The sequence below is a fragment of the Marinobacter sp. LQ44 genome (assembly GCF_001447155.2).
Lineage (GTDB): Bacteria > Pseudomonadota > Gammaproteobacteria > Pseudomonadales > Oleiphilaceae > Marinobacter.
The window spans coordinates 3,918,984-3,941,591 of record NZ_CP014754.1; the positions used below are offsets into that span (position 1 = coordinate 3,918,984).

General features: G+C 56.6%; 18 protein-coding genes and 1 tRNA gene. 10 read left to right on the forward strand and 9 right to left on the reverse strand.

Annotation, left to right across the window (positions count from 1 at the left end):
- The first annotated feature begins 125 nt into the window (after positions 1-125).
- Both ASQ50_RS17935 and ASQ50_RS17940 read left to right on the forward strand, forming a co-directional pair.
- Positions 126-1,316: an MFS transporter gene (locus ASQ50_RS17935; protein WP_076657256.1), complete on the forward strand. Its 1,191-nt coding sequence runs from the start codon at positions 126-128 to the stop codon at positions 1,314-1,316.
- Positions 1,317-1,384: 68 nt separating this feature from the next.
- A complete protein-coding gene (locus tag ASQ50_RS17940; protein WP_156510036.1) occupies positions 1,385-1,840 on the forward strand; it encodes a sn-glycerol-3-phosphate transporter in 456 nt (151 codons plus the stop codon).
- A gap of 113 nt (positions 1,841-1,953) precedes the next feature.
- Here ASQ50_RS17940 and ASQ50_RS17945 read toward each other — a convergent pair.
- Positions 1,954-2,030, reverse strand: a tRNA-Pro gene (locus ASQ50_RS17945).
- 464 nt (positions 2,031-2,494) lie between these two features.
- On the opposite strand from ASQ50_RS17945, the gene ASQ50_RS17950 reads away from it, so the two are divergent.
- Positions 2,495-4,087 carry a BCCT family transporter gene (locus tag ASQ50_RS17950; protein ID WP_058093139.1) on the forward strand — a complete coding sequence of 531 codons (1,593 nt, stop codon included), beginning with the start codon at positions 2,495-2,497 and terminating at the stop codon, positions 4,085-4,087.
- Positions 4,088-4,156: 69 nt separating this feature from the next.
- Here ASQ50_RS17950 and ASQ50_RS17955 read toward each other — a convergent pair whose 3' ends face one another.
- From ASQ50_RS17955 to ASQ50_RS17970, 4 genes are all read right to left on the reverse strand, one after another.
- Complete coding sequence (locus ASQ50_RS17955) at positions 4,157-5,104, reverse strand: alpha-L-glutamate ligase-like protein (RefSeq protein ID WP_058093140.1); 948 nt, start codon at positions 5,102-5,104, stop codon at positions 4,157-4,159.
- Position 5,105: 1 nt separating this feature from the next.
- Positions 5,106-6,623, reverse strand: a complete 1,518-nt coding sequence (locus tag ASQ50_RS17960; RefSeq protein ID WP_058093141.1) for an inactive transglutaminase family protein — start codon at positions 6,621-6,623, stop codon at positions 5,106-5,108.
- Positions 6,620-7,384: an ATP-dependent zinc protease gene (locus ASQ50_RS17965; RefSeq protein ID WP_412535734.1), complete on the reverse strand. Its 765-nt coding sequence runs from the start codon at positions 7,382-7,384 to the stop codon at positions 6,620-6,622. The genes ASQ50_RS17960 and ASQ50_RS17965 overlap by 4 nt, the downstream gene beginning before the upstream one ends.
- 182 nt (positions 7,385-7,566) lie before the next feature.
- Positions 7,567-7,953 (reverse strand): hypothetical protein, encoded by a 387-nt coding sequence (locus tag ASQ50_RS17970; RefSeq protein ID WP_058093143.1) that lies wholly within the window; start codon positions 7,951-7,953, stop codon positions 7,567-7,569.
- 293 nt (positions 7,954-8,246) lie between these two features.
- On the opposite strand from ASQ50_RS17970, the gene rmuC reads away from it, so the two are divergent.
- Both rmuC and ASQ50_RS17980 read left to right on the forward strand, forming a co-directional pair.
- Entirely contained in the window at positions 8,247-9,890 is a 1,644-nt protein-coding gene (gene rmuC, locus ASQ50_RS17975) for a DNA recombination protein RmuC (protein WP_264754058.1), read from the forward strand.
- Positions 9,891-9,939: 49 nt separating this feature from the next.
- Positions 9,940-10,776 carry a hypothetical protein gene (locus ASQ50_RS17980; RefSeq protein WP_197492700.1) on the forward strand — a complete coding sequence of 279 codons (837 nt, stop codon included), beginning with the start codon at positions 9,940-9,942 and terminating at the stop codon, positions 10,774-10,776.
- 27 nt (positions 10,777-10,803) lie between these two features.
- Here ASQ50_RS17980 and ASQ50_RS17985 read toward each other — a convergent pair whose 3' ends face one another.
- A complete protein-coding gene (locus ASQ50_RS17985) occupies positions 10,804-11,823 on the reverse strand; it encodes an AraC family transcriptional regulator (protein ID WP_058093145.1) in 1,020 nt (339 codons plus the stop codon).
- Between the two features lie 189 nt (positions 11,824-12,012).
- On the opposite strand from ASQ50_RS17985, the gene ASQ50_RS17990 reads away from it, so the two are divergent.
- Positions 12,013-13,092 (forward strand): CaiB/BaiF CoA transferase family protein, encoded by a 1,080-nt coding sequence (locus ASQ50_RS17990; RefSeq protein ID WP_058093146.1) that lies wholly within the window; start codon positions 12,013-12,015, stop codon positions 13,090-13,092.
- Positions 13,093-13,253: 161 nt separating this feature from the next.
- On the forward strand, positions 13,254-14,738 hold the full coding sequence (locus ASQ50_RS17995; RefSeq protein ID WP_076657258.1) for an IS1182 family transposase: 1,485 nt from the start codon (positions 13,254-13,256) through the stop codon (positions 14,736-14,738).
- Positions 14,739-14,836: 98 nt separating this feature from the next.
- On the opposite strand, the gene ASQ50_RS18000 is transcribed toward ASQ50_RS17995, so the two are convergent.
- Positions 14,837-17,677 carry a hypothetical protein gene (locus tag ASQ50_RS18000; RefSeq protein WP_058091822.1) on the reverse strand — a complete coding sequence of 947 codons (2,841 nt, stop codon included), beginning with the start codon at positions 17,675-17,677 and terminating at the stop codon, positions 14,837-14,839.
- 377 nt (positions 17,678-18,054) lie between these two features.
- Here ASQ50_RS18000 and ASQ50_RS18005 point away from each other — a divergent pair, with 377 nt between their 5' ends.
- The 3 genes from ASQ50_RS18005 to ASQ50_RS18015 all read left to right on the forward strand — a co-directional run bounded on the left by ASQ50_RS18005 (position 18,055) and on the right by ASQ50_RS18015 (position 21,469).
- Complete coding sequence (locus tag ASQ50_RS18005; protein WP_058091821.1) at positions 18,055-19,569, forward strand: fumarate hydratase; 1,515 nt, start codon at positions 18,055-18,057, stop codon at positions 19,567-19,569.
- 212 nt (positions 19,570-19,781) lie between these two features.
- Positions 19,782-20,540 (forward strand): type IV toxin-antitoxin system AbiEi family antitoxin domain-containing protein, encoded by a 759-nt coding sequence (locus ASQ50_RS18010; RefSeq protein ID WP_058091820.1) that lies wholly within the window; start codon positions 19,782-19,784, stop codon positions 20,538-20,540.
- Positions 20,541-20,548: 8 nt separating this feature from the next.
- On the forward strand, positions 20,549-21,469 hold the full coding sequence (locus ASQ50_RS18015) for a nucleotidyl transferase AbiEii/AbiGii toxin family protein (protein ID WP_058091819.1): 921 nt from the start codon (positions 20,549-20,551) through the stop codon (positions 21,467-21,469).
- A 7-nt stretch (positions 21,470-21,476) separates the two neighbouring features.
- Here ASQ50_RS18015 and ASQ50_RS18020 read toward each other — a convergent pair whose 3' ends face one another.
- Together ASQ50_RS18020 and ASQ50_RS18025 are read right to left on the reverse strand one after the other, a co-directional pair.
- Positions 21,477-21,800 (reverse strand): MGMT family protein, encoded by a 324-nt coding sequence (locus tag ASQ50_RS18020; protein WP_058091818.1) that lies wholly within the window; start codon positions 21,798-21,800, stop codon positions 21,477-21,479.
- Between the two features lie 23 nt (positions 21,801-21,823).
- Complete coding sequence (locus tag ASQ50_RS18025) at positions 21,824-22,585, reverse strand: SDR family oxidoreductase (RefSeq protein ID WP_058091817.1); 762 nt, start codon at positions 22,583-22,585, stop codon at positions 21,824-21,826.
- Positions 22,586-22,608 lie beyond the last annotated feature (23 nt).

Below are 22,608 nucleotides of genomic sequence, written 5' to 3' on the forward strand. Positions count from 1 at the left end.
GATACCTGGTGCGCTTGGGGTCAGTCCCCGTAGCCAGACCCCGTAGCCAGACCCCATAGTCAGCTCCCCATTCCCAAGCTACCATACCCACTCCTGAGTTCACTTCACCCATTACCGGAACACCATTGAACACGCCCGCACCAAAACAGACCGCCGAAGCCGAAGCCACTCAAACCTTCTTCGCAGTCTGCCTGTCGCTGACGCTCTGTTTCGTGGTCTACTCCATGCTGATCGTCGTGGTACCGGTCTACGGCCTGCAGCTGGGCGCCTCTCCCCTGGTGCTTGGTGCCGTCCTGAGTGCCCAGTATCTGTTACCTCTGGCCCTGGCTATTCCGCTGGGTGGGGTAGTCAGCCGTTTTGGCGGTCGGGCAACACTGATAACCGGTGCCAGCCTGATGGTGGCGGGGCTTTTGGCCATGCATTTCTGGCCTGGTTTTGGAGGGTTGGTCCTGGGGCAGCTTTTGGTTGGCCTGGCGCACCTGCAGATGGTTCTGGCGGCACAAACGATCATCGCCAATCTCGGAACCGGCCCGCGGCTTGAGAAATACTTTGGTTGGTATTCCACCTGGCTCTCCGGTGGGCAGGTGATCGGCCCACTGCTGGCAGGACTGTTGCTGAACGCCAGCGGAACCGCCTACGTGTTTTTGGTGATGGCGGCGTTTGCGCTGGTAGCCGGCCTGGTTGGTTTGTGGTTGACCGGTCAGGCCACTGAACGCATTCAGGTTACTCGAAAGCAGGCAGGGTTCCGGGCCCAGTGGGCTTTAATGCAATCCAATCGCGGCGTACAGCTGTCGGTTCTGGTGACCGTGTTGGGCATGTTTGCCCTGGGTGTTTACGGCAGTTACCTTCCGGTTTATCTGGAGAGCCTTGCAATCAGCCCTGTGATAATCGGGGTACTGGTGAGCCTCAGAGCGGTTGTGTCCATGGTGATTCGTCCGTTCATGGCGTCGATCATCCAGCTCGCCGGCGGCCGTGTGAATACGGTGTTTTTGTCACTGGTCACTGTGTCTGCGGGGATCGCGTTTCTGGGTGCAACGGAGCAGGTTGTCGTCATGGGACTGCTCGCAGTGCTGGTCGGTATCGGCTCAGGACTTACCCAGCCTTTGTCCATGGTTATTCTTGCGGAGTCGGTTGACCGTGCCAAGCGCTCCGGTGCGCTGGGAATGCGACTGATGGCCAACCGCGCCATCCACTTTCTGGCACCGCTGATGTTTGGCCTTCTGCTGGAGTTGGGCGGTTTCGCCCTGGCGTTCGGCGCCTCCGGTGTTGCCATCGCCGCCGCGCTACCCATAGGGCGAAAGCTGTTCAAGCCGTAATCCATTGCAAATTGAACTTCGGTACTCGGGTGGTTACCATTCAGCCTGCAGAGATGAGGGGCTATTCCGTGACCAGACTACTGATTTTCTTGATTTCGGTTTTCGCAGCCAGTGCCGCGTACGCCAATGAGACTCGCTGGTTGCTGCAGACCAGTGTGTTCACCTCCCATCATAACCCCAAGCCGGAGCACAACAACGACCAGAAACTGGTGGGCCTGGAGTACACCCGCGAGAATGACTGGGTCGTTGGAGGCGCAAGTTTTCTGAATTCCTTCAGTCAGCGCTCGGCGTATGTCTTCACAGGCCGATACTTTGATTTCGGGCCGGGGCCAGTGTTTGCCAAGGTGACCGGTGGGCTGATGCACGGCTATCGGGGCGAATATCGGGACAAGATTCCACTGAACCACCTTGGGGTAGCGCCCGCTATTATTCCTGCGGTGGGGGTTCGAGGGCAGTATGTATCCTCGGAGCTTTCGTTTCTGGGCGCCGCCGCAGTAATGATAACCACCGGCTTGCAGTTCTAGTCAGTTGTCAAGGATTCCTTGACAGTTCAGGTTGGCACATAACGTTGTCAGAATTGATGAGCCAGAAACAACAAAACCCGGACCTTTCGGCCCGGGTTTTGTGTAGGGAATTCTGGTCGGGACGGTAGGATTTGAACCTACGACCCCTTGCACCCCATGCAAGTGCGCTACCAAGCTGCGCTACGCCCCGTAAACTGCTGCCCACCAAGAAAAGAGGTTTATCTCAGTGGCTTAGCGGGAGCGAAGTCTACACCAGCCCACAGTAAAAATAAACAGGGGTGGGTGATTTTCTTCGATGGGTTACCTCAGCTTTGTCTCTCTCAGTTTCAGGATAAATTCCGGTGGCTCGAAGACATCGTGTCGGACCTATGGCTGGCCAGGTTGAACGCCCTGGCATCATCTGCGGCCTGTTGTGACTGTTTTGGCAGTGTAGGTTACAGATTTCCTGGCGAAGGGGTTTGATACGATGCATGCACCTGCTTTCGGGTTAGAGAATCTGGTCTATGCTTGAATATGCAGTAATGACCCATATCAACTTTTGATGTTTTGAGCTCAAAATAATAAGATGACCAGCTTGTAATCTATGAAGATAGATTCACAGCTAATGAACCCGAACGAATATTCAATCGTCACACCAGACCAGGAGGCGCCAACGTGGGCGAGGTAGTGAAAGACGAATATCAGACGGATTACGTCGCAGGCCAGGACAACATAAGACCGTTTGGACTAGACCTCCATAACTGGGTATTCCCGGTCACATCAGTCATTGTTGTGCTGTTTGTCATAGCAACCCTGATGTTCCCGACAGCCGCCAAGGAAACGTTGGACGGCATGAAGTGGGACATTATCGGGTCCTTTGACTGGTTCTTCCTGATCAGTGCCAACATCTTTGTGGTGGTTTGCCTGGTCCTGATCTTCATGCCCGTGGGCAAAATACGGCTAGGCGGGCAAGACGCAAAACCTGAGTTCTCGACCCTGTCATGGTTCGCCATGCTGTTCGCCGCTGGCATGGGCATCGGCTTGATGTTCTGGGCTGTGGCGGAGCCGGTTGCTTACTATACAGGCTGGTACGAGACGCCATTCAATGTTGAGGCGAACTCGGCCGAAGCCCGTGACATGGCTATGGGCGCGACCCTTTACCACTGGGGCCTGCATCCATGGGCTATCTATGCGGTGGTTGCCTTATCGCTGGCATTTTTCGCCTTCAACAAGAACATGCCATTGACGATTCGCTCGGCCTTTTTCCCACTCCTGAAGGATAAAGTCTGGGGTTGGCCCGGTCATATCATCGATGTGCTGGCGGTTGTAGCGACTATCTTTGGTTTGGCAACTTCTCTGGGCTTCGGTGCGCAGCAGGCGGCTTCTGGGCTGGACTACCTGTTTGGCATGGGCTCCGGTATCAATGTGCAGATGGCTATCATCGTTGGTGTAACGGCCTTGGCACTGATTTCGGTGCTTCGCGGTCTGGACGGCGGCGTCAAGGTGCTCAGTAACATCAACATGGTCACCGCGGGTGTGCTGCTGTTCTTTGTGATTTTTGCCGGCCCGACGCTGGCCATCGTGGAAACCATCTGGATTACCTCATCCACCTACGTGGCGAACGTGGTGCCCCTGAGTAACCCGTTTGGTCGCGATGACCAGGCCTGGCTGCAAGGCTGGACCGTATTCTATTGGGCCTGGTGGATTTCCTGGTCACCGTTCGTCGGGATGTTTATCGCCCGGGTGTCCAAGGGCCGCACAGTGCGTGAATTCGTGACTGCAGTACTGATTATCCCGACCCTGATTACCACCGTGTGGATGAGTGGGTTTGGTGGCGCGGCCCTGGAGCAGATTCAGCAGGGCATGGGAGCACTGGCAGAGGACGGCCTGACAGAAGTCTCGCTGGCGACTTTCCAGATGTTTGCGAACCTGCCACTGACTGGGATCATTTCCTTTGTGGGTATTGTTCTGGTGCTGGTGTTCTTCGTGACCTCATCGGATTCCGGCTCGCTGGTTATCGATAGCATTACTGCTGGTGGCAAGACCGATGCGCCCACCGCACAGCGTGTGTTCTGGGTAGTCATGGAAGGCGCGATTGCTGCTGCGCTGATCTTCGGCGGTGGTGATGATGCCCTGGGGGCCATTCAGGCCGTGGCCATCAGCGCTGGTCTGCCGTTCACGGTGGTGCTGCTGATCATGACTTGGGGCCTGCTGAAAGGCCTTACCCATGAGCGGAAGTTGCTGCTGCAGCGGGGTGAATTGCTCTAACAGGGAAGCCCATGCAGTTACAAAAAAACCGGAGCCTGGTGCTCCGGTTTTTTTGTGGCCAGCCGCCGGTCAGAATTTCCCGAAAGCTCCCATCGCGTACTGAACACGCTCCCTGGGGCTGAAATGGGGGCGCTTCAGGGCCTCAATGTTTCTCAGCCTGGGTAACAACCCTTCCCCGTTAGCCATCTGTATGGCCAGGCCGGGGCGGGCATTCAATTCCAACAGCAAGGGGCCTTTGTAGGCGTCTACCACCAGGTCTACGCCCATATAGCCTAATCCTGTGGCCTCGTAGCATCGAGAGGCCATTTCCAGCATGTCTTCCCAGCTGTCAATCTGGATGTTCTCCAGCGCCAGGCCGGTGTCGGGATGGAGTTTGATAGGGCGATTGAACTGCACCGCGTTGAGACTTCGGCCGGTGCCAACATCCAGGCCAACACCAACAGCACCCTGGTGCAGGTTTGCTTTACCGTCAGAATCCTTGGTGGCCAGCCTCAGCATGGCCATCACCGGATACCCCTGGAAGATGATGATGCGTATATCCGGGACTCCCTGGAACGAATACCTGGCGAGGGAGGGGGTGGATTGCACCAGATCTTCCACAATGGCGACGTCTGGGGTTCCCGCCAGGGAATAGAGGCCAGCCAGAATGTTGGTAAGGTGGCGTTCGAGCATGGCAACGGATATGCGAGCGCCAGAAGCTTTTATGTAATGGTCGCCGTCTCGACCGGTGATCACCGTAATGCCCTTGCCACCGGAGCCCTTGGCGGGTTTGATCGCGAATCCCGCAAGCCCTTCGGCCATCTCTCGGAAATGGGAAATTTCGTGTTGCCGGCGGACAACCTGCAACAACTCCGGCGTTTTGACACCGTACTCGCTGACAGCAAGTTTGGTTTTGAGCTTGTTATCCACCAGTGGGTAAGACGCCCGTTCATTATACCGGGCAATGTAGTCCACATTGCGCCGGTTCATGTTCAGGATGCCAAGCTTTCTGAGTTTTCTGGGGGAAATCCAGTCCATATCAGTCGTAGGCCTTCATGGGGGTAAAGCGCCTTAACTCGCTCAGCTTGTAGCCGGTGTATTGCCCCATCAGCAGGATCAATCCCAGCACCACCAGGTGCAGTTCCGGGAAGTTGAATGTCAGGTGCCCGGCCAGCGACGTGTTCATGGCCAGATAGGCACAAATAGCGACAAACAGGCTGCCGCTGCCTTGTACCATCACCTCGCGGGCGCCTTCCTCTTCCCAGAGGATGGACATCCTCTCAATGGTCCAGGCAATGATCACCATCGGGAAGAAGGTCACTGTCATTCCGGTGTTGAAGCCCATCTGGTAGCCGATAATGCTAAGTCCGGCAGTGATGAAGATCACCAGGATAATCAGCGCAGATATTCGTGAAACCAGAAGCAGGTTGAGGCTGGAGAGGTAGCCTCGTAACAGCAGGCCAATAGCGACGACCGACAGGAAAGCGATCAGTCCGGGCACCAGGGTGGTCTGAACAAACGCCACGGCAATCAACACGGGCATGAAGGTTCCGGAGGTGCGAACCCCGATGACAATCCGCATAAAGGCCACGATCAGAGCCCCGATGGGCAGTAACAGCAGCATCCGGAACATGCTTTGCTCTTCGATCGGGAGTTGGTAGAACCCCAGCACGCCGAGGCCGTTCTTGTTGGCTTCCAGGGTGGCCAGCTGAAGTGCGGGCACTGTCTGCCGGAGCATGGAGAAGCTTACCTGGGAGTTGTCGCCGCCCACCACATCAAGCAGCGACTCCGACCCCTGGCGCCACAGCAGCAGGTTTTCCGGTACCCCCTGTTCGGCGGTTCTTGGGTCAAAGGTGAGCCAGCGGTCACCGTTATGTATCTGCAGGAACTGCATCAATTGCTGACGGCGGCGGGCATCTTCCAGTTTGAGTGCGTCGGCGGTACGGGCTGGGATGCCAGCATGATTCAGCATTCGAACCAGCAGTTGCAGGTAGTTGTCGTCAGCCACCAGCAGGGTGGTGTTCTGGGTTCGGCTGTCAGGCTGAAGCAGCCGGATTAGCTCCCGTGTCAGGCTTTCCGGAGAGCTGGAGCGTTCGTTAGCCTGACGCAGTACTTCGCGGACTGCGGTAGCCTGGGGTTCTTCCCAAAAGGTGGGGGTTGGCCTCGGTTTTCGTGACCGCGCGGATTCCCCGGCACTGTCATCAGGCACAAACTGGGCTTTGAAATAGAGTGTCTGGGGGCCGGAGACATCCCGCTTGGTCCACTCGGCGCGCCGGCTGCCAGAGGTTTCGATAATGGAGAAACCATAGCCCGGGGACGCTGCTTGTTCGGTGAGAATGCTGAACCCCGGCGGTTGCTCGGGAATGTGCAGGCTTATCTGTGCCGCCTCATCCTGGCCGACAAAGTCCACCCGGGCTTCGATCATCCAGACTGGCCTTTGCTCGCCCGTCATCCAGGGGACACCAAGCTCGATGTGTCGCCAGGTGGCAATGGAAATGCCGGCGGCGATCAGCAGCAGAACAAAGGCGTAGAACGGCGCTCTGGAGCGGACGGTCATGAGTCATCTCCGTTAACGGCTTGCCTGCGGTAGGAGTCAGGAAGTTCCGTGGCGTATTCCTTACCCACGTCAATGAGCATGACATCCCGCAAAACGTTCCGGCCAATCAGTACCTCGTAGGTCAGGTTAGTCCTGTCGGCCAGGGTAAACTCGGCCACTTGCTGGTGGTCGCCGATGGCAAACTGGAGCTCCACCACCACGCGCCGTTCGGCTTCTTCGGCACTGGCCTGAATGACCCGAACACGGCGCGATATCTCCCGCTCCATGGTGACCCATTCGCCGTCCGCACCGGGCACGGGTACCTCAAAGCGTACCCAGTTGCTGCCATCCCGCTCGAAACGCTTGACGTTACGTGCGTGAATCGAGGATGTCTCTGCACCACTGTCAATGCGTGCGGTGTAGATGAGCCCAGGGCCGGCCAGGTAAAACTTCTCTATTTCCCCCACAATCACTTTGCCTTTGAGCCTGTCGGCGCGCCCCTGGTTCTCTGCAACTGCAGGGCAAACCGGTGCTGCGGCCGGCGGGCAAACGGGCCTTTCAACCTGGGTGGCGATGGCATCGAGAATGGTTTGTGTGGCAGCGTCGCTTTTGTGGAGGAGTTGCTCATGCCGCACGGTGGCGTTGTTTTCCATCGTCACCTGCGTGGCTCTCTGGGTTTGTACCGATGTTCTCAGGTCTTCCATGTTATGTTTGGGGACCATGAAGTAACGATCTGCCGAGCAGCCGGTGATCACAAGCGCCATGGTTGGAATAACGAACATCAGGAAGCGCCGAGGCTGGAAGAACCTGTAACCCATTGATTTCCCCTGAGCTGGCTGCGGAAGCGGTTTCTGCGACCGATTATGAATGCAGCCTGTGAATGTGTTTCTGAATCAGGCGCCAAAGTATACTACACGTGACCTGTGTGAATACTTTACAGTTGGTTAAGGCCTTGAAAATCGACTTAGGGTGAAATCAGCTGTTCCCGGCCGAGGGCAGTTTCAGAACGGAGAAATTCCTGGATCACCGGGGAGCAATTCAGATAGAACAGCAACAGTTCGCGCTGGATATCCTGATCCTGAATGCGGGTGGCAAAGCCTACGATGTCTTTCAGCGTCTGATCGCTCACAGCACTGTGTTCATTTGTGGGCACTGACTGGCCATAGCGAGAGTTGAGAAGTTGGGTCAGGCGCTCAAGGTGAAATTCGCCGGTGTGGGTGATGTGCGGCAACACCCGTACAGATTCGCGCCCCGAGTGCTCATCTGAGGTGCAAAATTCGTCATCAATGCATCCCGCGCCTTTTGCCGGCATGGTATCTACACCCAGTTTTCTCCAGAATGCCTTGAGCATGTGCTGTTCCTGCCTTGGCGCGCTCCTGGTGTCGGAACCCTGCGCCGTTGAGAGATCCTTTTAATCCTTGTAGAGCAATTTACGTTGGCCGTAAAGAACCGGATTCTGTCACTTTCCGAAAATGCCAATCAGTCGAGGGCGGAATTGAAATCGACGAAGGTAATGAGGGTTTAACGGGAAAAAAGTTCCGCGCATGGGGTAGACTGCTCAGCACACGCTAAGCATCGCAAATCTTTTGTTTTATTACGCTGCAAAAGGAGTTTTTCGTTGTGGTCGATGCCTTGACCAATCTCATGGAATCACGCCCCGAATGGCTGGCCGGCTGGATTATCACGCTTGTGGTGGCGTGCGTCGCCTTGTTTGCTGGGCTGGTCTGGGCCGCTTTGACGGTGCGCAAAGTTCGTGCTGCGCTGGATCTGAAGGCACAGGAACTGTCTGATCAGGATGCCCGGTTGCGCGAATCGGATCAGGCTCAGGCGTTACACCATCAACAGGTAAGCCATCTGGAACAGCAGATAGAACAGCAGCGGCAAACCCTGCTGGAGCGGGATAACAGTCTCGAGACCTGGCGCCAGAAAGCCACCGGTCTGGAAAACCGATTGGCCTCTGCAGATTCGGAGTTGGCCAGTCGCCGGGACCGGTTAAGCCAGTTGGAGCAGGAGAACCGGGATCTCCGGCTGCGGGCTGAGAGCCTGAGCGATGAGTTCAACCAGCTGAAAGTGGAGCTCCGGGAGCAACAGGTGACGCTGGACAAAGAGCGCCGCTCGGCAGCGGAAAAAATGGAGTTGCTTGAGAAAAACCGCGACGCTCTCAAACAGGAGTTTGAGAACCTGGCCAACCGCATCTTTGACCAGAAAAGTGAGCGCTTCAGTCAGCAGTCGAAGACCAGCCTGGATTCCCTGCTCAATCCGTTCCGGGACCAGCTCCAGGACTTCCGCAAACGGGTTGAGGATGTATACACCACCGAAACCCGGGACCGCCAGGCCCTGCGAAGCGAAATCAAATCGCTGCAGGATCTGAACCGCCAGATTACCGAGGAAGCCGCCAACCTGACTCGCGCCCTCAAAGGTGACAAGAAAGTACAGGGCAACTGGGGGGAATTGATTCTTGAGCGAGTGTTGGAACGCTCAGGCTTGCGCAAAGGCGTGGAATACGAAACCCAGGGCAGCTACCGGGACGAAGACAACCAGTTACTGCGCCCCGATGTCATCGTACATCTGCCGGACCAACGCAACCTGGTGGTGGATTCGAAAGTATCACTGCTGGCATACCAGCAGTGGGTAGTGGCCGAGGAAGACAGCGCCCGTGACGAAGCCCTCAAACAACACGTAGAGGCGGTGCGCAGCCATATCCGAAGCCTCAGTGAGAAAGACTACAGCCAGCTTAATGGCCTGCATTCTCCGGATTTCGTGCTGCTGTTCATGCCAATCGAGCCGGCCTTTGTGGCAGCATTCCAGCAAGACGAGAACCTGTTCGCAGAAGCCTTCGAGCGAAAGATTATTGTGGTGACTCCCACCACCCTGCTGGCGACCCTCAGGACGATTGAAAATATCTGGCGTTACGAGCGGCAAAGCCAGAATGCCCGGCGGATTGCTGACCGGGCTGGCGCCGTTTACGACAAACTTCGGGTGTTTGTGGAGGCTATGGAGCGTTTGGGCACCCAGCTGCACACGGCTCAGGGCACCTACGATAACGCCATGAATACGCTGACTCGCGGCCGTGGTAATCTGATCTCCCAGGCCAACCGGTTTGTGGAACTTGGGGTTCGGGTAAAGAAGGAACTGCCCAAGGCCATTGTGGAACAGGCCGAGGTGGATGCGGATGACGAAGATGCCGATTCCGGCGAGCCGAAGCATACCGAGCTTGGCGCGCCTACAGACGCAGGTAGCGACGCACCCGAGGTGGCGGAAGAAGGCACAAATGGCAATCAGGAGTAGCGGTATGTTGTCACCCAGAATTTTAAGCCTGGCCGGTGGACGGTCATTCATGGCAGGCCTGGCAATGGTGGCCTCGCTGGCAGCGGTTTCTGCCCACGGGCAGTCGTTGGCACCGGAGCATGAGATCCGTCGCCTGATGCTGGCCACCGAAGAGGCCGTTGCGGCAGAGCGCTGGGGTGAGGCGAGCGAATACCTGAACCGTCTGCAGAAGATGGAAACCGAAAAGCCGGCGGATTATTTCTACTACCGTGGCCGAGCAATGTTGCAGGCCGGCCACCTCAACGAGGCACGGGCGGCCCTGGAAGCTTATGTGAGCAGGGCTGGAGTGGATGGGCAGCACTACCAGCAGTCACTGAAGCTGATCACCGATATTGAGAAAGAAAATCGCGCCAACGTACGGGCGCTGGCCAACGGCAATGGCGAAGCCAAAGAGCCCGTGGCCATCATCGAACCTGCGGGCGGCCAGGAGCTGAAAAGCCTGCGACAGCTGTACCTGGCCGACTCAGACCGGGAGGCGTTGACCATCCATCTCAATGCCCTCTTGGAAACCGCCGGCTGGCGTAGGGACAAAACGGTGGTGCGGTTGGACCGGCCAGCAGACATCCGGTACCGGGTGAGCGTTGCCAACGGTAACCTGAACATTCAGGAGATCACCCGGAACACTGATGATACAACTGTCCGGAAGTCTGTCTCACTGCCGGTATTTGGCGTAAACCCGCAGCCCCGATGGGACTGTGAGCCCGCTGTGGGTGCCTGCTGGATTTACGATCCCAGGGATGGCTCCCGGCTGTTCCAGCTGGCCCAGAACCGCAACCAGGTGAACGAGATTGCCCTGACCCTGGGCCGGCTGATTCGTAACCTGCAGCAGGGCAGTTCCGGCTCCTGATCCGCACTGATTGCAAGGCCCTGGCCGTTATTCGGCCAGGTCACCCCGTTCGCCCTCCCGCCAGGCGCCCGGGGTGACGCCGGTCCACTTCTTGAAGGCCCGGTGAAACGTTGAAGGCTCCGTAAAGCCCACCCGCTCGGCAATATCGTTGATCGGCAACTCCTGATGGCTCAGATAGTAAATGGCCATATCCCGCCGCAACAGATCCTTGATCTCCTGGAACGACGTATTTTCCTGCTTCAGCCGCCGCCTGAGCGTTTGCGGGCTGGTGTGAAGCTCCTGGGCAATCCAGTCAAAATCCGGCATGGGCTTGGAAAAATCCCGGCCAATCAACCCCCGGATTCGGCCCGTCCAGGTGTTGCTTTCGTCCGGCCGGGATAACAGATCTGCCGGCGAGGTTTTCAGAAACTGGCGCATCTCCGGCTTGTCCCGGATCACCGGGGCGGAGAGAAAGCGCTTGCTGAAGGTGAGGGCGGTGCAGTCGGAGTCAAATGTCAGTGGGCAATGGAAGATATGGCGGTACTCATCGCCATGCTCGGGCCTTGGGTAGCTGAATTCGGCCTTCTCCAGCTCCACCGGCTGGCCAATCAGCCAGCTGCCCAGGCGGTGCCAGATCACCAGGATGCTCTCGCGCAGGAAATAGCTTGGGTCGTGAATCTCGCCCTCGATACGGGCTACCAGCCGGGCGTTGTCCTCGTTAATTTCCAGTTCCATGCTCACCATGGGCTCAAACAGGCGGGAGAACCGGAACGCCTGCTCGTAGACTTCTTCCAGCGTCTGGCAGTTAATCACCAGGGCGCACATGGTGGCAAAGGTGCCTGTGCGGGCCTTACGCGGCCCCATGCCCATAAACTCGTCACCGGTGCGGTTCCAGATCGCCTGCATCAGCCCGCTGAACTGGTCGCTGCTTACCCGGGCCATGTCTATGCGCAGCAAATCCGGCGAAATGCCGGCCTCCTGCAGCAGTGCACGGCTATCTAGCCCCAGGCGCTCCGCGCCGGAGAGGGATGCTTCAACAAAATGCTTTGAAACCGTAAGGGTAGACATAACCGGTGCCATTGATGGAAACGATGTTCATCATAAGTGCCCCGAGGGACAATGCAACCATCTGATTTCGCGAAAGATGGAAGATTCTGCCAATGGGAATGAAGGAACCGGCAGTTGGCCCCCTCTGCAAAACCCGGCAGCATGAGCCACAGTACTCACAATACCTCAGATCAACCAATGGAGACGACCATGGCAGGCCCACTGAACACCCTGAAAATACTCGATTTCAGCACCCTGTTACCCGGCCCCTACGCCACCATGATGCTCGCCGACATGGGCGCGGAAGTGCTGCGTGTGGAAGCGCCGGACAGGGTAGACCTGGCCAAGGTAATGCCCCCGTTTGATGGCAAATTCAGCACCACCTTTTCATATCTCAGCCGTGGCAAACAGACACTCCAGCTCAACCTGAAACAGCCCGAGAGCGTGGAGAAGGTAAAAGAGCTGGTCAAAGACTATGACATCGTTGTGGAGCAATTCCGCCCGGGCGTGATGGACCGGCTGGGCATTGGCTATGAAACCCTCAAAGCCATTAACCCGAATCTGATTTACTGTGCCATCACCGGCTACGGCCAGACCGGCCCCTACAAAGACCGCGCCGGCCACGACATCAACTACCTGGCCATCTCCGGCGTCGCCAGCCACTGCGGCCGCGCCGACAGCGGCCCGCCTCCCATGGGGATCCAGATTGCCGACGTCGCCGGCGGCTCTCACCACGCGGTGATGGGCATTCTCGCTGCGGTCATTCAGCGCCAGCAAACCGGGCAGGGAGCCTTCATCGATATCAGCATGACCGACGCCGCCTTCGCCCTCAACGCCATGGCCGGTGCCGCCGCCCTGGCCGGCGGCCAGCCCCAGAAGCCGGAGGGTGGAATGCTCAACGGCGGCACCTTCTACGATTACTACCAGACCAGCGATGGCCGGTGGTTGTCTGTCGGGAGCCTGGAACCGCAGTTCTCCGCACGGTTATGTGACACACTCGGACTCAGCGAGATGAAGAGCTTTGCGCTGAGTCAGAACCCTGAACATCAGCAGAAGTTGAAGGCAGCTATTAAAGAGAAGATTGCGGCGAAGACTTTTGCCGAGTGGCGAGCGGTTTTCGCGGAGGTGGATGCCTGTGTGGAGCCGGTGCTGACGATCGAGGAGGCGGCGGAGCATCCGCAGATTAAGGCTCGGCGGATGGTGGTTGAGAGGGATCGGGGGGATGGTTGTAGTCAGCAACAACTTGGAGTTCCCGTCAAGTTAGGTCCTACGCCATGGGCGGGACGCTAGCGGAAGCGGGCGTCGCTAGCAACGTGTGAAGCTTTTTATCGCGAATTAAATGAAAATAAAAAACCCCGGAACATGTCCGGGGTTTCAGACTGCTGACAAACCCTCGCCATTTCGGCGGGGGTTTGTTGTAATTGGGGTATCGACTTTTCAGAGGCTGCCCCATGCTCAAAGAGCCGTCCCCGCAACAACACGAACTCGAGATGGTCAGTCTCGAATCGCTGGTCCCCGACAACCACCTTCTCCGCAATATTGATCAGTACATCGATTTCGAATTTATTCGTGACCGGGTTCGACATTTGTACTGCTCGAACAATGGCCGGCCGGCACTCGATCCGGTGGTGCTGTTCAAGATGCTGTTTCTGGGCTATCTGTTCGGCATTCGCAGTGAGCGTCAACTGGTGCGGGAGATACAGGTTAACGTGGCGTATCGTTGGTTCTTGCGCTTCAACCTGACCGACAAGATTCCGGACGCCTCTACTCTGAGCCAGAACCGCCGGCGGCGTTTCCAGGACAGTACCATCTATCAGGACATCTTTGATGAGATCGTGCTCCAAGCCATGGGCTATGGCCTCGTGGGCGGCGAAGTGTTGTACACCGACAGCACGCACCTCAAGGCCAACGCCAACAAGAACAAGTACGATCTGAAACAGGCGGAGGAGAAGGTGGCGGCCTACCTGAACAGCCTGGAAGATGCCATCGAAGGCGATCGCAAAGCCCAGGGCAAAAAGCCCTTGAAAACGAAGCTGTCCGAGCAGCCAGCCAAGACCAAAGACACCAAGATCAGCCGTACCGATCCGGACAGTGGCTATATGGTTCGGGAAGGCAAGCCCAAGGGCTTCTTCTACCTTGATCACCGCACCGTCGATGGCCGCAACGCCATCATCACCGACAGCTACGCCACGCCGGCCAACCTGCACGACAGCCGCCCCTACCTCGACCGGCTCGATCGACAATGTGAGCGATTTGGCTTCGATGTCTGGGGTGTGGGCCTGGATGCGGGTTACTACACGGCAGGTATCTGCAAGGGCCTGGAAGACCGGGGCATCTATGGGGTCATGGGTTACCGGCGACCAAACAAGCCAAAGGGCTATCTCCCAAAGCGGGCCTTCACCTATGACGCTGAAACGAATACGTATCGCTGCCCGCAAGGTCAGCAACTGATCTACGCCACGACCAATCGGCTGGGCTACCGTGAGTACAAGTCCAATCCGGCTCACTGCAAAGACTGCCCACTATTAAGTCAATGTACGCGCAGCGCCAACCACGTCAAAGTGCTTACCCGGCATGTCTGGCAGGACAGCAAAGACCGAACAGATAGTTACCGGTTAACCCCGTGGGGCAAGGCGCTCTACAAACGACGACAGGAAACCGTGGAGCGGTCGTTCGCCGATGCCAAACAGTTGCATGGTCATCGTTACGCTCGATTGCGAGGGCTCTCGAAAGTGCGTGAACAGTGCCTGTTGGCCGCCGCTGCCCAGAATATGAAGAAGATCGCGCAGATCCTGGCGCGTCTTTTATGGCTCAAATCCCTTGGTATACCTGGGTTACAGAGGCCAATCCGGAAATGGGCCCAAAAACTGGCCGATCTGGAGTGCTGGGAATCCGGTCGGGATTATTGGACTCAATCCACCGCCAACGGAATTTAACAGCATCCAAACGCAACGAACCCCGGAAAAACCGGGGTTCGTCAGCAATCTGAAACCCCGGAACATGTCCGGGGTTTTTTATTACCCTAAGCGATCAATCATGGATTCGCTGGAGTTGGGTCGTTCTGTTTTACGAAGCTGCCATTGTTAAAGCCGATCGCTCCACCATCATTTGCAAAGAAGGAGATGATGTTGGTTGCCATGTCAGCAAACACGGCTGTCCCCGCAGCATCCGTCGGGCGGATGATGGTGGTGTGAGTGCCAGCCTCAAAGCGAACAACGTTCGCGCCAGCCTCAGTGGCTCCATCGCCAGTGATAGTCGCTGCCTCAAGCTGCATGATTAACGGCTCCGTGCCAGCCAGCGGTGCCGGCAAAGCCATTCCTAGCGGGGCAGTGTAGGTGCCGGCATAGGCCACGTCTGCAGCTACAGGGATGGTCTGGTCCTGAGTTGCACGATCTGCACCATCACCGTATATCTCGTTCAAGTACACCTGAGTGCCACTGTTCAAAAGAGATGCAGCGAAGTTGTGCGGCTCAACACTGTCCAATGACGCCTGAGACACGTTGAAGAAGAGTTCCAGGTTGCTGGTCCCCTGCGTGAGGCCTGATTGAGCGAGTCCCGCCAGTACTCTTGAGCCAATCGACGGAGAGTTCTCAAGGAGTTTGGCTATTCCTGCGCCAGGCGTTACGAATGCAGCGGCGGTGAACTGGACGATATTGCCATTACCGATCGTTTCGTCTGTAGCAGCACCGTTAACGAGCGTTACGAGCGATGTGCCGAGAATACCTCCCAGTGAGTGGCCCACAAAGTAGACGTTTGAACCGCCCGAGCCGTCGGCTTGTACATCAACATCAGCTATGGCCTGAGTCGAAGGATCGTTATCGCCATCAAAGTTATCTAGGTCAATAGCGTTCAGGTTTACCAGACTGGCATTCAAGTTAAGCAGATCGACAACGCCTTGTCTGTTATTGTCACGTGCGGCGGGCAGGTTCGCCAGGTTAAGGAAAAATTGAGCGGAAGACCCTAGCGCTTCTTCAACGTTCGTCGAATACTGCATGCGAGCAGGTGCTCCGGTAGATGTCTGCCCCCAACCAAAGTGCCTTTCGCTCATTGGCAGAGGGCTGTCTACAAACTCTCCATCCACAAGAACCTTGTCGACACTTAATCCCAGGGATGGGTCAAGCTCACCTGTTGCCAGCTTGGGTGCGATACCGTGATGCGGTAGGTCAATTGCTACGGTTACGAAGCATTGGCTGCCCAGTTGGTTGCCCAGTGCCAAGCTGTGGGAGCGATTTCCAAAAATTCCGTGTTGATAAACCACCACGTCCCATGGTTTGGCCAAACCACATGTCACGCCTTCTGGCTGCCCGGGAACTTGTGCGTCGGGATCAGGAACCGAGACGAGTACAGGTGCATTGACGGTGGTCACCTGCCCAGCGAACGGATAACGATAGGTGACTTTGTCGGATGGAGGAGTGGTTCCCGCATCATTCCCTTGTGAGGCGTCTATCAGAGTGCCGACGGTGGTTGAAGCTTTCCAGGTCGCGCTCAGGTTAGAGGGATCTGTCTCGGTGGGAACCGGCAGATAGTACGGCAGTTCAATGCCCGCCTGGAATATTGTGCCGGAGTTCGCAGATTCGCCGAGCACTGCCTGCGAAGGGACTCGGGTAGGCTCGAACGGCGTGATAGTTCTCGGCGCAGGATTGATAAAGTCCGCTCCATTGCCTGCAAGGTTGGCTGCCGTTCCAGCCGCGATCTGTTTCAGCGAGGGAGTTGCTTCTTCTGCATCCTGTTGAGCCTGGCCGGCGACCTGCGCCAGCGTTCCATACTGCTGTGTTGGAGACAGCTGTTCAAAAGCGTCAGCATTCTCAGCAAGGTAGCGTGCAATGGCTTCCTGGCGAGTGGACACAATTGAATTCTTATAGAAGAACTGTGCTGGAGACGTTGCAGCTTCCAGAACATCCTCAGTTCCGCCAGTAGTAAAGGTCAGCGACAGGGCAATGTTGTCCGCTGTTAATGGCGGTAGGCCGGCAGCTGCACGGCTATTATTGGTCAGAGCGCTAAAGTAGCCAGATGCCAGTCGCTCCCAGCCCTGAATGGCGCCACGGACGGGTGCCAGAGCGGAGTTTCCAAGCGGCTCATCTGGGTTGCTGATGTTTTGATAAGACGGTGAACCAACAATGCGATCACCAGCGTTATCTTTGATCTCATCGGTCACAACAACCAGATACTTCTTCTTCGGATCAAGCGGTCGCAGTGGAGTGATGCGAAGTACGTTATCCGTGCCGCCGTTCAAAGATACAACTTCAGCCCGGAATTCATTATTGAAATCGAATACCGCGCCAACGGTTTCGGCACCGGGGTTGGCCTGGGCTGCCTGAAAGGCGAGGCCGATGTCAAATGTGGGTGTTTCACCAGGGAATGACGTCCGCTCCGGAGCAGGAATCTCATTATTTTTAACCAGTTTTTCGATCAGCGCAGTGTAATGCGCGCCGCTGTTCAGCAATGAGTCACGGCCGGGAAAGTCCAGAGAGAGAAGAAAAACGTTCTGTTGCGGATTCGGAACTGGTGCTCCGCCCTCTCCCTGCAACACAGGCGTAAAGTTTATTGAATCAGGGTCAATAGAACCGGACAAGGCGATATCGAACTGGGCGGTAGTTGAAGAGCCGTCCATGAAGTCCAGTGCATTGGTGATCGGGTTCTCTGCAGAGCCATTTAGCGTTCCATCCGCTCCCGGCCCCTGTGCGAACTGAAGATCAGATGGCACAGGCAGTTCGCTTGTAAGAGGGTTGAACACTGGCCAGGTCTTTCCAGTGAATGCTGGGTTGTTAATTTTGTAATTGGGATTCGCATTACCCCCATCGCCGGCGCTATCGAAGCAGCCAGTCAACCCAAGGGAAGAAGCCACGGCAAGACTTATTAGAGTTTTCTTGAACATGGGTGGAACCTTTTCCTGTTGTTGTGTCGTTATATCCGGCGTAGACGGAACCGGTCGGCCCCTGAATTCCGTGCTTTTGCCTGTTCTGCTTTTATGAATTCGTTCGTTGTCTGAAATTGTAGCCAGCACTTGAGCCAATTTCTGTAGCTTTGACTATAGCGACAGTCTGGCAAGTGTTGATCAGCCAAAAGTGTGATTCTGCTTTCGGAATCCCTCCCCGCACAGTCGGAGTGGCCTTTCTGAAAAATAGTGGGCACCGGCGGGTTTGTCGAGTCCTATCGGGTTCATTTCTGGTAAACTCACGCTTCCTTATATAAGCAGGGGCTGCCTGGGTGGCTCCGCACACTTCCGATAATCAGAAAGCTGATGAGGCGACTATGACCACTGTTATCCGCCAGGACGACCTGATCGAAAGCGTAGCCGATGCGCTGCAGTTTATTTCCTACTATCACCCCAAGGATTTTATTCAGGCTGTGTACGAGGCCTATCAGCGCGAAGAGTCCCAGGCTGCCAAGGATGCCATGGCCCAGATCCTGATTAATTCCCGGATGTGTGCCCAGGGCCATCGCCCGATCTGCCAGGACACCGGCATCGTGACCGTATTCGTGAACATTGGCATGGATGTGAAATTCGAGTGCGACATGCCGCTGGACGACGTGATCAACGAAGGCGTGCGCCGTGCTTACACCCACCCGGACAATGTTCTTCGTGCCTCCGTGCTGGCAGACCCGGACGGCAAGCGCCAGAACACCAAGGACAACACCCCCGCCATCATCCATTACAAGATGGTTCCCGGTAACACGGTAGACGTGCACGTGGCAGCCAAGGGCGGCGGCTCTGAAGCCAAGTCCAAGTTTGCCATGCTGAACCCGTCTGACTCGGTGGTGGACTGGGTGCTGAAGATGGTGCCGCAGATGGGTGCCGGCTGGTGTCCGCCGGGTATGCTGGGTATTGGTATTGGCGGTACTGCCGAGAAGGCGATGGAGCTGGCGAAAGAAGCCCTTCTGGACCCGATCGACATTCACGATCTGCAGGCCCGTGGCGCGTCCAACCGCTCTGAAGAATTGCGCCTGGAGCTGTTCGAGAAGGTCAACGAGCTGGGTATTGGCGCCCAGGGTCTGGGTGGTCTGACCACGGTTCTGGATGTGAAGGTTAAGGATTTTCCGACACATGCGGCCAACAAGCCGGTGGCGATTATTCCGAACTGTGCCGCCACCCGCCACGCGCATTTTGTGTTGGATGGCTCTGGCCCGTCCCTGCAGACACCACCGAGCCTGGACGACTGGCCGGAAATCACCTGGGAAGTGGGCGAGAACGTGCGCCGCGTGAACCTGGACACCGTGACTCCGGAAGACGTTAAAGACTGGCAGCCCGGTGAAACCGTTCTTCTGTCTGGCAAAATGCTGACTGGCCGTGACGCCGCCCACAAGAAGATGGTGGATATGATCGAACGTGGCGAAGAGCTGCCGGTGGATCTGAAAGGCCGCTTCATCTATTACGTAGGCCCGGTTGATCCGGTGCGCGAAGAGGTGGTTGGCCCGGCTGGCCCCACCACGGCCACCCGTATGGACAAGTTCACCGACACCATGTTGGAGAAAACCGGCCTGACCGGCATGATCGGTAAGGCCGAGCGTGGCCAGGTCGCCATTGACGCAATCAAGAAGCACGGCGCGGTATACCTGATGGCGGTGGGCGGTGCGGCTTACCTGGTGTCTAAGGCGATCAAGGGTGCCGAGGTGGTGGCCTTCGAAGAGCTGGGCATGGAAGCCATCTACGAGTTCGAAGTGGAAGACATGCCGGTAACCGTAGCGGTGGATTCCCGCGGCAGCTCCGTGCACCAGACCGGCCCGGTCGAGTGGCACGACAAGATCATTGCTGCCAAAGCGGTTTGATCTGAGCCTGCGGTAGTACCAGTGCAGCCCTCGGCGTTTTGCTCAGGGCTGCCACTGAAATCAATTTCAAGGTTTTCCTGCACGTTTCTTCTCTCCCGTCCCTAAAGTTTTCCGATTAGAATTTGCACTCTAAATATAGTCAAAGAAGATTTTTTTAGCGCGATCTACACATTTTCTTTTTTGCTGATTAGATGATGTGCTAGTTTTAACCTATGAGCAGATTTTCACGACACCAGGTACTCAAACGTTTGCAGGCTGAACTGCCCCGAGGCGGGCCTTTCGATTTGTCTGTGCTGGCCCGGTTTGGAGTTTCACCGCAGCTGGCGGCGCAGTATGCAGAGGCCGGTTGGCTCGTTCGTTTGGGGCACGGGGTCTATGCTTTCCCCAACGACGATTTTGATATCTTCGGCGGCTTGAAGCTGTTGCAGAACCGAGTTGCAGGGTTGCACATCGGCGGAAAGAGCGCTTTGGCGCTGCAGGGGGTTCGGCATAATCTGGGCAGTACGGAGAGCTGTGTGCTGTGGGGAGATAAGCGTTATACCTTGCCAGACTGGTTTACCTCCCGTTTCCCTTCACGATACTGCCATGCGCGATTGTTTGAGTGGTCGGATAACGAGCTGGCAACAAAGACTCTCACCACGCCGCCGGGATTGCCCGAGCATGTGGTTGTCGCGTGTCCGGAGCGAGCGGTTCTTGAGCTTCTTTATGAAGTCGGTGTGAAACAGAGTCTCGAGGAAGCCCGTAATCTCTTCGATGGTCTGCGCTCACCCAGAAAGCAGGTTCTCGGTGATCTGCTTTCCTGTTGCACGAGCGTTAAAGCGGTGCGCCTGTATCTTACCTGGGCAAGAGAAACTGAATTAGTGAATGTTGATGCTTTGTTGGAGGACTTTCCGGTTCGTACCGGCAGTTCCTCCCGCTGGATGACCAGGCTGGATGATGGCACATTGCTCAGCCTCAACCCCCAAGGATAGGGATTAGTATGGACAAAACATACGCTGACACGGTGCGCCTGTTATTAACCGTGGCGCCGGAGGTGTTTGCCAACGATATATTCGCGATGAAAGGTGGCACTGCCATCAATCTGTTTCTTCGGGATATGCCCCGGTTATCGGTTGATATTGATGTTGTTTATCTTCCACGGGAGAAATCCCGGGATGAGGCTTTGCGAGACGTCAACCAGCAGCTGGCGGCCATCAGTGAACGCATTTTTAAGCTCGGGCTGCATGCGCGACTGATTCCTGCCCGAAATCTTGGCGATACCAAGCTGATCGTCGAAAGCGAAACCAGCCAGGTCAAAATCGAAGTCAACGTCGTCTTTCGTGGTAGCGTGTTGCCTCCAGAGCGGCGCCGGTTGAGTGAGCGCACGAGCGATCGGTTTAGCGTTGAGTTCGATCTTCCAATACTGGCGCCAGATGAGCTTTACGGGGGCAAGCTGGTCGCTGCGCTTGATCGACAGCACCCTCGGGATTTGTTTGACGTTTGGCAGCTGTATGAATCCGGCGGCATCACCGAGGGGATGATTGAGTGCTTTGTCGTCTATCTTGCGGGGCATAACCGCCCATCCCACGAAGTTATTTTCTGTAATGAGAAGAATATCGCCAATGAATTCGAGAGAGCATTTGTTGGTATGAGCGAAGTCGAATGCTCGCTAGAAACCCTGACTGAGACCCGGGCTCGGTTGCAGCGAGAGCTGGTTGTGAGGTTAACGGACTCACAAAGGCAGTTTCTGATTGGCTTGGCTCGTGCTGAGCCAGATTGGTCGCTTTTGACGTGTCGTCACGCACAAGAATTGCCAGCACTGCGTTGGAAACTCAGCAACCTTGAGATGTTTCGAAAGAAGCGTCCTGAAGATTTTGAGGCTCAGGCCAGGGCGCTTGAATCGGGCTTGGGGCAGGCCTGAGTGGTTCCTAAGGCTGCCACTGAAAGTCCTTCATCTTTACCCTTCCTTTATACACGTCCACCCCTTCCAGTCTCAGCTTCTCGGTTTGAAGCTGGCAGGTTTCTGTGCCTTCAGGAAAAGCAATCTGGCCGTTGCTGCGGATCACCCGGTGCCAGGGGATGCTGTGGCCAGCGGGCAGTTTGCCCAGGGCTCGGCCAACAAAGCGCGCCTGGCGGCCCAGGCCGGCCATGGCGGCGACCTGGCCGTAGCTGGCCACCCGTCCTTGCGGAATGGCGGCCACTACCTGCCAGATCTTTTGCTCTTTTGTCGGTTCTTTGTCGAACTCGTCCATTCAGAGCCTCATGCGTCTGCGCACTAGAGACGCAGGGCGCCGTCTACTTCGATCATACGTCCGGAGACATAGTCGTTCTCGAAGATGAACGCCACGGCAGAGGCAATCTCTTCGGGCTTGCCCATGCGCTTGAGCGGGATGCCGGCAGTCATTTTCTCCAGGGCTTCCGGTTTCATGGAGGCGGTCATTTCGGTTTCGATGAAGCCGGGGGCGATGCCCATGCAGCGGATGCCATAGCGGGCCAGCTCTTTGGCCCATACCGGCACCAGGGCCGATACGCCAGCCTTGGCGGCGGAGTAGTTGCTCTGGCCCATGTTGCCAGCGCGGGAGATGGAGGCGATGTTGATGATCACGCCCTGATCGCCGTTTTCGATCATTCGGGTAGCGGCTTCACGGCCACACAGGAACACGCCGGTGAGGTTGACGTCGATAACGGACTGCCACTGGGCTAGTTCCATGCGCTTTTCCAGTTTGCCGTCCTTGAATTTCACCATCAGGCCGTCGCGCAGAATGCCAGCGTTGTTCACCAGGCCGTTCAGGTGGCCAAAGTCGTTGATGATGGCCTGGAAGGTTTTCTCAACATCGTTTTCTTTAGCGACGTTGCAGACATAGGTTTTTGCATCGCCACCGGCTTGTTTGCAGGCGTCGGCGGCTTCCGCCAGTTTGTCTTCCATCAGGTCGATGAGCGCGAGCTTGGCGCCTTTGGCTGCCAGGTATTCTGCCATGGCGCGGCCGAGGCCCTGGCCGCCGCCGGTGATTGCGATCACTGAATCTTGAAGTTTCATGGTTTGCCCTAATTAAGTTCAGA

Coding starts and splice junctions, on each gene's coding strand:
- ASQ50_RS17955 (WP_058093140.1), bottom strand. CDS start 5,104: ATGGACTGGATTTCCCCCAGAAAACTCAGAAAGCTTGGCATCCTGAAC.
- ASQ50_RS17960 (WP_058093141.1), bottom strand. CDS start 6,623: ATGACCGTCCGCTCCAGAGCGCCGTTCTACGCCTTTGTTCTGCTGCTG.
- ASQ50_RS17965 (WP_412535734.1), bottom strand. CDS start 7,384: ATGTTCGTTATTCCAACCATGGCGCTTGTGATCACCGGCTGCTCGGCA.
- ASQ50_RS17970 (WP_058093143.1), bottom strand. CDS start 7,953: ATGCTCAAGGCATTCTGGAGAAAACTGGGTGTAGATACCATGCCGGCA.
- rmuC (WP_264754058.1), top strand. CDS start 8,247: ATGGAATCACGCCCCGAATGGCTGGCCGGCTGGATTATCACGCTTGTG.
- ASQ50_RS17980 (WP_197492700.1), top strand. CDS start 9,940: ATGGCAGGCCTGGCAATGGTGGCCTCGCTGGCAGCGGTTTCTGCCCAC.
- ASQ50_RS17985 (WP_058093145.1), bottom strand. CDS start 11,823: ATGTCTACCCTTACGGTTTCAAAGCATTTTGTTGAAGCATCCCTCTCC.
- ASQ50_RS17990 (WP_058093146.1), top strand. CDS start 12,013: ATGGCAGGCCCACTGAACACCCTGAAAATACTCGATTTCAGCACCCTG.
- ASQ50_RS17995 (WP_076657258.1), top strand. CDS start 13,254: ATGCTCAAAGAGCCGTCCCCGCAACAACACGAACTCGAGATGGTCAGT.
- ASQ50_RS18000 (WP_058091822.1), bottom strand. CDS start 17,677: ATGTTCAAGAAAACTCTAATAAGTCTTGCCGTGGCTTCTTCCCTTGGG.
- ASQ50_RS18005 (WP_058091821.1), top strand. CDS start 18,055: ATGACCACTGTTATCCGCCAGGACGACCTGATCGAAAGCGTAGCCGAT.
- ASQ50_RS18010 (WP_058091820.1), top strand. CDS start 19,782: ATGAGCAGATTTTCACGACACCAGGTACTCAAACGTTTGCAGGCTGAA.
- ASQ50_RS18015 (WP_058091819.1), top strand. CDS start 20,549: ATGGACAAAACATACGCTGACACGGTGCGCCTGTTATTAACCGTGGCG.
- ASQ50_RS18020 (WP_058091818.1), bottom strand. CDS start 21,800: ATGGACGAGTTCGACAAAGAACCGACAAAAGAGCAAAAGATCTGGCAG.
- ASQ50_RS18025 (WP_058091817.1), bottom strand. CDS start 22,585: ATGAAACTTCAAGATTCAGTGATCGCAATCACCGGCGGCGGCCAGGGC.